This window comes from Actinomadura geliboluensis (assembly GCF_005889745.1).
GTDB lineage: Bacteria > Actinomycetota > Actinomycetes > Streptosporangiales > Streptosporangiaceae > Spirillospora > Spirillospora geliboluensis.
Genome location: NZ_VCKZ01000403.1, coordinates 1 through 7,948 on the forward strand (window position 1 = coordinate 1; position 7,948 = coordinate 7,948).

The 7,948-nt window shown below is 69.7% G+C and carries 9 protein-coding genes and 1 pseudogene; 5 read left to right on the forward strand and 5 right to left on the reverse strand.

The features are described 5' to 3' along the window. Both ETD96_RS36455 and ETD96_RS36460 read right to left on the reverse strand, forming a co-directional pair. Positions 1-1,572, reverse strand: a 1,572-nt coding sequence (locus ETD96_RS36455) for an acyl-CoA synthetase (RefSeq protein WP_138641027.1), incomplete at its 3' end; no start/stop codon positions are given. A gap of 5 nt (positions 1,573-1,577) precedes the next feature. Next, positions 1,578-2,573 (reverse strand): NAD(P)H-dependent flavin oxidoreductase, encoded by a 996-nt coding sequence (locus ETD96_RS36460; RefSeq protein ID WP_138641028.1) that lies wholly within the window; start codon positions 2,571-2,573, stop codon positions 1,578-1,580. Between the two features lie 140 nt (positions 2,574-2,713). On the opposite strand from ETD96_RS36460, the gene ETD96_RS36465 reads away from it, so the two are divergent. From ETD96_RS36465 to ETD96_RS36485, 5 genes are read left to right on the forward strand one after another with little or no spacing between them, the layout of a single operon-like run. Beyond that, the gene (locus ETD96_RS36465) at positions 2,714-3,901 is read left to right on the forward strand and encodes a lipid-transfer protein (protein ID WP_138641029.1); all 1,188 of its coding nucleotides are present in this window, start codon (positions 2,714-2,716) and stop codon (positions 3,899-3,901) included. Between the two features lies 1 nt (position 3,902). Next, positions 3,903-4,355 (forward strand): MaoC family dehydratase N-terminal domain-containing protein, encoded by a 453-nt coding sequence (locus ETD96_RS36470; RefSeq protein WP_138641030.1) that lies wholly within the window; start codon positions 3,903-3,905, stop codon positions 4,353-4,355. Further along, positions 4,352-4,765 (forward strand): MaoC family dehydratase, encoded by a 414-nt coding sequence (locus ETD96_RS36475; protein WP_138641031.1) that lies wholly within the window; start codon positions 4,352-4,354, stop codon positions 4,763-4,765. Before ETD96_RS36470 ends, ETD96_RS36475 begins: the two co-directional genes overlap by 4 nt. Before the next feature lie 20 nt (positions 4,766-4,785). Continuing rightward, positions 4,786-5,610, forward strand: a complete 825-nt coding sequence (locus ETD96_RS36480) for an SDR family NAD(P)-dependent oxidoreductase (RefSeq protein ID WP_205719621.1) — start codon at positions 4,786-4,788, stop codon at positions 5,608-5,610. Positions 5,611-5,633: 23 nt separating this feature from the next. Beyond that, the gene (locus tag ETD96_RS36485) at positions 5,634-6,860 is read left to right on the forward strand and encodes a TetR/AcrR family transcriptional regulator (RefSeq protein WP_240808489.1); all 1,227 of its coding nucleotides are present in this window, start codon (positions 5,634-5,636) and stop codon (positions 6,858-6,860) included. A gap of 54 nt (positions 6,861-6,914) precedes the next feature. Here ETD96_RS36485 and ETD96_RS47140 read toward each other — a convergent pair whose 3' ends face one another. The 3 genes and pseudogenes from ETD96_RS47140 to ETD96_RS47755 all read right to left on the reverse strand — a co-directional run. Then, positions 6,915-7,382, reverse strand: a complete 468-nt coding sequence (locus tag ETD96_RS47140; protein WP_240808488.1) for an ArsI/CadI family heavy metal resistance metalloenzyme — start codon at positions 7,380-7,382, stop codon at positions 6,915-6,917. A 57-nt stretch (positions 7,383-7,439) separates the two neighbouring features. Then, positions 7,440-7,715 (reverse strand): SgcJ/EcaC family oxidoreductase, encoded by a 276-nt coding sequence (locus ETD96_RS47975; protein ID WP_338072644.1) that lies wholly within the window; start codon positions 7,713-7,715, stop codon positions 7,440-7,442. Then, positions 7,688-7,840: pseudogene (locus tag ETD96_RS47755) on the reverse strand (SgcJ/EcaC family oxidoreductase); the annotation flags it as partial. The gene ETD96_RS47975 and the pseudogene ETD96_RS47755, both read right to left, overlap by 28 nt. Positions 7,841-7,948: the final 108 nt, after the last annotated feature.

A 7,948-nucleotide genomic window follows, 5' to 3' on the forward strand; every position in this document is an offset into this window, starting at 1 on the left:
CCCCGCAGGCAAGATCGACAAGAAGTCGCTGCGGCCGGCCCAGTACGGTGCCCGCAGCGACTTCTTGTCGATCTTGCCTGCGGGGTTGGTGGGCAGGGAGTCGATGAAGTCGACGCTCTTGGGCGCCCAGACGCTTCCCTTGTGCTCCTTGACCAGGGCGATGAGCTCGTCGGGTTCGACCGGGCTGCCCGGCCGGACGACCACGAGCGCCTTGACCGCCTCGCCCCACCGCGGGTCCGGGACGCCGATGACGGCGCACTGGGCGACGGCGGGGTGGGTGATCAGAATGTCCTCGATCTGGCGGGGGAAGACGTTGAAGCCGCCGGTGACGATCATGTCCTTCTTGCGGTCGACGATGAAGACGTAGCCGGCGTCGTCGATGTAGCCGATGTCACCGGACCGTACCCAGCCGTCCTGCATCGCCTCGGCGTCCCGGTCGGCGTCGACGTAGCCGACCATCTGCCCGGGCTGGGACGCGCAGATCTCACCGGTCTCGCCCGGCGGCAGGAGGTTGCCGTCGGCGTCGCGGACGGTCAGATCGACGTGGTACATCGCGCGTCCGGCCGAGGCCAGCCGGGCGATCCACTCGGGGGAGTCCAGGCGGTGGTCTTCCTTGCGCAGGCAGGTCATGTAGCCGGGCTCGGTTCCGGCGAAGGTCTGGGCGAAGACGGGCCCGAAGGTCTCCAGGGCGCGGCGGAGCCCGTCGGGGGCCATGGGGGAGCCCGCGTAGATGATCGTGCGGAGCGTGGACAGGTCGGCTTTCTCGCGGCGGGGGTGGTCCAGCAGCATGTACACGATCGTGGGGACGACGGCGGTGGCCGTCACGCCCTCCCGTTCGATGGTGTCCAGCAGCAGGTCGAGGTCGAAACCGGGCAGCAGGACGTTCGTGCCGCCGCGCATGAAGACGGGCATCACGAAGGTCTGGGTGAAGTGGGTGAGCGGCGCGGCGTGCGCGAAGACCTCGCCGGGGCGGATGTCGCCGATCTCCAGGCCGGCGGTGATGGCGTAGTGCGACCAGGTGGCGTGGGTCTGCAGGACGCCCTTGGGGACGCCCGTGGTTCCCGAGGTGAATCCGACGAAGGCCAGGTCGTCGACGCTGATGTCCACGTCCGGGGCGGTCGAGGGCTGCGTCGCGAAGGCGGTCTCGTAGTCCAGGACGTCGGCCGCGGGGGTGCCGCCGCCGAGCCGGATGACGTGCTGGAGTTCGGGGAGCCGGTCGCGGATCTGCGTGATCTGGCCGTCGAAGGATTCGTGGTAGATGAGCGTCGAGGCCCCGACCTCGTCGAGGAAGTAGTGGAAGTCCTCGGCGGAGGCGCGCGTGGGCATCTGGGTGACCGCCGCGCCCGCCTTCCAGATCCCGCACATCGTCGGGATGAATTCCAGGCAGTTCGGCATCAGGAGCCCCACCCGATGCCCGTTGCCGACTCCGAGGCCGGTGAGCCCGTTACCGACCCGGTTGGCCCACTGGCGCATCTGGGCGTAGCTGAGGCGCCGGTCGGCGTCCACGAGGGCGGTGCGGTCGGCGTAGTAGGTGCACGTCCGGTCGAAGACCTTGGGCAGAGTTCCCCACATGGCGTCTACCTTCCTGATCCTGGGGTGGCCGTGGATTGCGGTGGTGATGCGGAGTTCCGGTGCTCGGTGGTGCGCTGGAGCGCCTCGGCCGTCGCCTGCCGGGCCTGGTCGTACTCGCGGCGGGTCTGATCGACCAGTTCGGCGACGCTGAGGATCCCGGTGATTCCCGAGACGCTGTGGCCGGCGCTCCATACGTTGCGCTGGTTGAGGAGCCGTTGTTGCGCGAACCCGTCGGTGCCTTGCGGCGGGGCGTCCGCCGTCGCCTTCTTCAACCATCCGTCCAGGAAGTTGGCCGGTAGACCGCTCAGGGCGGTGGTGAGGGTGACGTCGTCCAGGGACGATTCGACCAGTGCCCGGCGGAAGGCGTCGTCGGCGAGGCTCTCGGTGGTCGCGATGAACTTGGTGCCCATATAGGCCAGATCGGCGCCCAGGGCCTGGGCGGCCCACAGGGCGACGCCGTCCGACACGCCTCCGGCGAGGACGATGGGCCCGTCGAACTGGCCGCGGACGGCCCGGACGAACGACAGCGGGTTGGCCCAGCCCGTCTGGCCGCCGGCGCCGGCTGTCAGCAGCACCAGGCCGTCCACGCCGGCGTCGATCGCGCGTTGGACGTGCCGCATGCTCGCGACGTCGGCGAAAACCAGGCAGCCCGCGTCCTGCAGCGGGGCCAGGACGGGAGCGGGCGACCCGACGCTGGTGATGACCAGGGGCACCTCATGGCGGATCAGGGAGGCGACGTCCCCCGCGAGCCGCTGGTTCGAGCGGTGCACGACCAGGTTCGCGGCGAACGGCGCGGCCTCGTCCTCCAGGTCGGCCAGGCCGGCGGTGATCTGCTCCAGCCAGCCGTCGAGCTCGGACGGCGTCCGCGCGTTGTGGGTGGGGAACGAGCCCACCACCCCGTTGCGGCACGCCGCGGTCACCAGGTCGGGCCCCGACACGTCGGTCATCGGAGCGGCCACGAGTGGGAGCGCTAGGTGGTCGAGCCGGGAAGGCAGCGCCATCACCCCTCCAGAGTGAAGATTCGATGGTGGATCCTGAGATCACAGCATGCGTCTGTAGTGGGCACTTGGTGGCGTAAGTAAATATGGATTAACCTCCGTTGGCAAGAGCAAGCAGCACGACACCAGTGCGGAGGTTCTGCGTGGACCGTTTCGTTCAGATCGCCGGGGTCGGGATGACCCCGTTCTCCAAGCCCAGTGCGGGCACCCCCTACACGGTGCTCGCCGAGCAAGCCGCCCGCGTCGCGCTGGCGGACGCGGGCCTCGACTACCGCCAGGTGCAGCAGGCCTACGCCGGATACGTCTACGGCGACTCCACCTGCGGCCAGGCGGCCCTGTACAGCCTCGGGCAGACCGGCATCCCCATCGTCAACGTCAACAACAACTGCTCCACCGGCTCCTCTGCGCTGTGGCTGGCCCGCCAGGCCGTCCAGAGCGGCGAGGTGGACTGCGTGCTGGCCGTCGGCTTCGAGCAGATGCGCCCGGGCGCCCTCGCCAGCGTCTGGGACGACCGCCCCGACCCCCTCGAACGCTCCGAGACGGCGATGGCGCAGATCCAGGGAGCGGACGCGCACGCACCGGTCGCCGCGCAGTTGTTCGGCGGCGCCGGCCAGGCCTACGCCGACGCGCACGGCACCGCCCCCGAGACGTTCGCCAAGATCTCGGTCAAGGCGCGGCGCCACGCCGCCGCGAACCCCTACGCGGTGTTCCGGACGGCGCTGACCGAGGAGGAGGTGCTGGCGTCCCCGCGCATCTACGGGCCGCTGACCCGCCTGCAGTGCTGCCCGCCCACCTGCGGCGCGGCCGCCGCGGTGGTCTGCAGCACCGACTTCGCGCGGCGGCACGGACTGGACGCCTCCGTCGCCATCCGCGCCCAGGCGCTCACCACTGACACCGCGTCCACCTTCGACGCCGGAGACATGATGAAGGTCGTCGGCTACGACATGAGCCGGACCGCGGCCGAGCGCGTCTACGCCGACGCCGGCGTAGGGCCCGACGACATCGACGTGGTGGAGCTGCACGACTGCTTCACCACCAACGAGCTGATCAGCTACGAGGCGCTCGGGCTCACCCCCGAGGGGACCGCGGAGAAGTTCGTCCTGGACGGCGACAACACCTACGGCGGGAAGGTCGTCACCAACCCGTCCGGCGGGCTGCTGTCCAAGGGACACCCCCTCGGCGCCACGGGCCTCGCGCAGTGCGCCGAGCTGGTCTGGCAGCTGCGCGGCCAGGCCGACGCCCGGCAGGTCGAGGACGCCCGGCTGGCCCTCCAGCACAACATCGGGCTCGGCGGCGCCGCCGTGGTCACCCTCTACGAGAGGACCAGCTGAGATGGCCGGATCACCAGCGACCGGCTTGTCCACGCCGCCGTCGACCGTCGATGTAGAGCGCGGACGGCTGAGGCTGTTCGCCAAGGCCATCGGGGAAACCGACCCCGTCTACACCGACCTCGACGCCGCCCGCGGCGCCGGCCACCGCGACCTGCCCGTTCCCCCGACCTTCCTGTTCTGCCTGGAGATGGACCGGCCGGACCCCTTCGCCTTCCTGACCGAGGCCGGAATCAACCTCGACCGGGTCCTGCACGGCGAGCAGAGCTTCACCTACCACGCGCTCTGCCACGCCGGCGACAGCCTGACCTTCGAATCCCGCATCACCGACGACTACGAGCGCAAGGGCGGCGCGCTGCGGTTCCTCGTCCGCCAGACCCATGTCACCAGAGCCGGCCGGCCGATCGCCGACCTGAGCAACGTCATCGTCGTCCAGCAGGAGAAGGCGGAAGCATGACCCTCCTCACCGACCTGCACGAGGGCGACGAACTGCCGCCCCTGCGGCTACCGAAGATCAGCCGGACGACGCTGGCCCTGTACGCGGGCGCATCAGGCGACCACAACCCCATCCACATCGACATCGACGCCGCCCGCAACGCCGGGCTCGACGACGTCTTCGCCCAAGGCATGCTCTCCATGGCCTACCTCGGCCGGCTCCTGACCGGCTGGGTCCCTCAGGACCGCATCCGCTCCTACAGCGTCCGCTTCACCTCCATCACCCCGCTGCACGCCGAGCCGATCTGCACCGGCCGGATCACCGCGATCGAGGACGGCGACGGAGAACGCCGCGCCCGCCTCGACCTCCAAGTGGCCCTGAACGACGGCGCCATCACGCTGCGCGGCCAAGCCCTCATCGCACTGGCATGACAGCACCGGAAAGGACTCCCGTGGGAACACTCGACGGCAAGATCGCCCTGGTCTCCGGCTCCGGCCGCGGCATCGGCCGCGCCATCGCCCTCAAACTCGCAAGCCACGGCGCCCGCGTCGTCATCAACGACCTCGACCCCGAACCGGCCGAGGAGACCCTGACGGCGATCAAAGCCGCCGGCGGCGAGGCCGTCGCCTGCGTCGGCAGCGTCACCGACGAAGATTTCGCCGACCGGTTCGTCGCGACAGCCGTCGACAACTACGGCGGTGTCGACATCGTGATCAACAACGCCGGCTACACCTGGGACAGCGTCATCCAGAAGATGACCGACGAACAGTGGGACGCGATCCTGGACGTCCACCTCAAGGCACCGTTCCGCATCCTGCGCGCTGCCCAGCCGGTCATCAGCGCCCGCGCCAAGGCCGAACAAGCCGACGGCCTGCGCGTCCACCGCAAGATCGTCAACATCTCCTCGATCGCCGGGCTCGGCGGCAACGCCGGGCAGGCCAACTACGGCGCCGCCAAGGCCGGCATCGTCGGCCTCACCAAGACCCTCGCCAAGGAATGGGGCCGCTACGCGGTCAACGTCAACGCCGTCGCCTACGGCCTCATCCGCACCCGCCTCACCGAAGCCGCCGCTGACAGCGACTCCACCATCGACGTGCAAGGACGCCAGATCAAGGTCGGCGTCAACCCCGGCCTGCTCACCGCCATGGAGCAGATGATCCCGCTCGGCCGGGCCGGCACCCCCGAGGAGGCCGCCGGAGCGGTCTACCTGCTGTGCCTGCCAGAGTCGGACTACATCAGCGGCCAAGTCGTCGTCTGCGGCGGCGGCTACTCCTGAACGGACCTAACATTCCCCACGTGATGCCGACCGAGGACAAGACCGCGATGACCCGGACGAGCACGCATCCGGCACGCGGCAGGCGCCCACGTGACCGCAAGGCGCAGATCGTGACCGCCGCCGCCGACCTGTTCCACCAGCACGGCTACCACACCGTCACGATGGACCAGATCGCCGGCGCGGTCGGCATCACGGCCGGGGCCCTCTACCGCCACTTCCGCAACAAGCAGGAACTGCTCGCCCGCACCGTCGACGACGGCCTCTCCGCGTTCGAGACCGCCGTCCGCGGCACCGCACCAGGAGACATCGACACCCTCCTGGACGTCATGGCCTCCCTCACGCTGGACCGCCGCGACCTGGGAGTCCTCTGGCAACGCGAATCCCGGAACCTTCCCGACGCCGACCGCGACCGGCTACGCCACCGCTTCCGCGGCGTCGCCGAGAACACCGCCCCGGTCATCCAAGCGGCCAGACCCGGCCTCACCACAGCCGACGCCGACCTGCTGACCTGGGCATTGTTCGCCGTCTTCGCCAGCCCCTCCCACCACAGCGCCCAACTTCCCCGCGCACGCTTCCACGCCCTCCTGCAGCAACTCGGAGGTGCCGTGATCCACACCGCGCTCCCCGACTCCCAGGAGAGGCCCGACCGCCCCAACACCGAGACCAACACCGGGCTCTCCCGCGCGTCCCGCAGAGAATCCGTCCTCGACGCCGCCGCCCGCCTGTTCGGCGAACACGGCTACCAGGCCGTCAGCATGGAGGACATCGGCGCCGCCGCAGGCATCAGCGGCGCAGGCATCTACAACCACGTGACCGCCAAGTCCGAACTCCTCGTCGCGGCCCTCACCCGCGCCGCCGATGCCCTGCACATGGACGCCGGCCGCATCTTCGCCACCGCATCCACTTCCGGCCAGGCACTCACCCGACTTCTCCGGTCCTACATCGACCTGACCCTGACCTCCAGCCACCTCACCGGCGCACTGATCACCGAGGTCGTCCACCTACCCGACGACCAGCGGCGCACGATCCGCCGCCTGCAACACGACTACGTCGGCGAATGGGTCCAACTGCTCACCACCGAGACACCCGACCTCACCGAACCCGAAGCCCGCGTGATCACCCAGGCCGTCCTCGCCATCGTCAACGACCTGGCCCGCATCCAACACCTGCGCCGACGCCCCCACCTCAACGACGACCTCGCCGCCCTCGGCCAAGCCGTCCTCACATCACCACGACCAGCCACCCCCTGAACCCGGGAGCAAGGTGCCGACGCTTCTTCGGGCATCGACACCTCACACAGGGGACTAGCAGCAGGCGCTGCCCGTCGTGCCCTTCTCAGCGGCTTCGATGTCGATCGTGACCGGGACGGCACTGGTGGTCGAGGCCGTCTGAGGAGTGCAGCACGCCGATGCCTCGGCCTTCTCCAGGGTGTCGGCGTCGGCCTTGACCACGTAGACCTCCCACGGCTCCTTGCCGGGGCCGGTGACCCAGACCTTGTCCTGCAGCGCATAGCAACAGGAAGTGTCTTTCTCCTCGAAGGTGGCCAGTCCTGCGGCAGCCAGGCGCTCAGCCGCATCGGTGACCAGGCCGGAATCTTCTACCTCCACTCCCAGGTGGTCCATGCGGGTGGCCTCCTCGTCCTTGCCCTCGATCAGGACGAGCTTGAGCGGGGGCTCGGCGACGGCGAAGTTGGCGTAGCCGGGACGACGCTTGGCCGGCTCGGTCGTCCTGACGCTGGGGAGGACGCCGGGCCGGCTGCGGGGCCCGGGCACCCGAGCGACCGGCGGCACCCCAGGCCGCTGCGGAATGGGGCGGCGACGCGGTGATGCTCAATCGGCTCGGACCAGAGTGTTCTGGCCGGCGTGCAGCAGCCAGGCCCCGTCGTCCTGCTTGGTCATGATGTACAGCGGGGTGCCCTCGGAAGCGCCGTCGGGGGCGTGGTAGACCTGCCTGACCTTGACGGCCGCCACGTCCGGCCGCAGGAACCGGGTGTGGACGGCTTGGTAGGTGACGTCTCCGTCCCAGTCGCCCTCGGTAGCACGGCGCGGGTGAACTCGGCGATGGCGTCCAGACCGACCAGGACCTTGCCTTGGGCGGTCGTCCACAGCGCGTCGGGGTGGAACAGTGCCAAGAAGCCCTCGGTGTCCTTGGTGCACTGGGTGTGTTCGACGGCGGCCACGACCCGTGCGATGGCGCTGACGTCGGTGGATGGGGTGGGATCGGGGTTCATGACGATCTCGCTTTCTGCCGATGCGGACGGTAACGTCCCGTAGCAGGATCGACGACGGTAGGCGGGCGGCTCCGTCCCCGCCCGGACCGGCGAGGCGAGGTTCTGCAG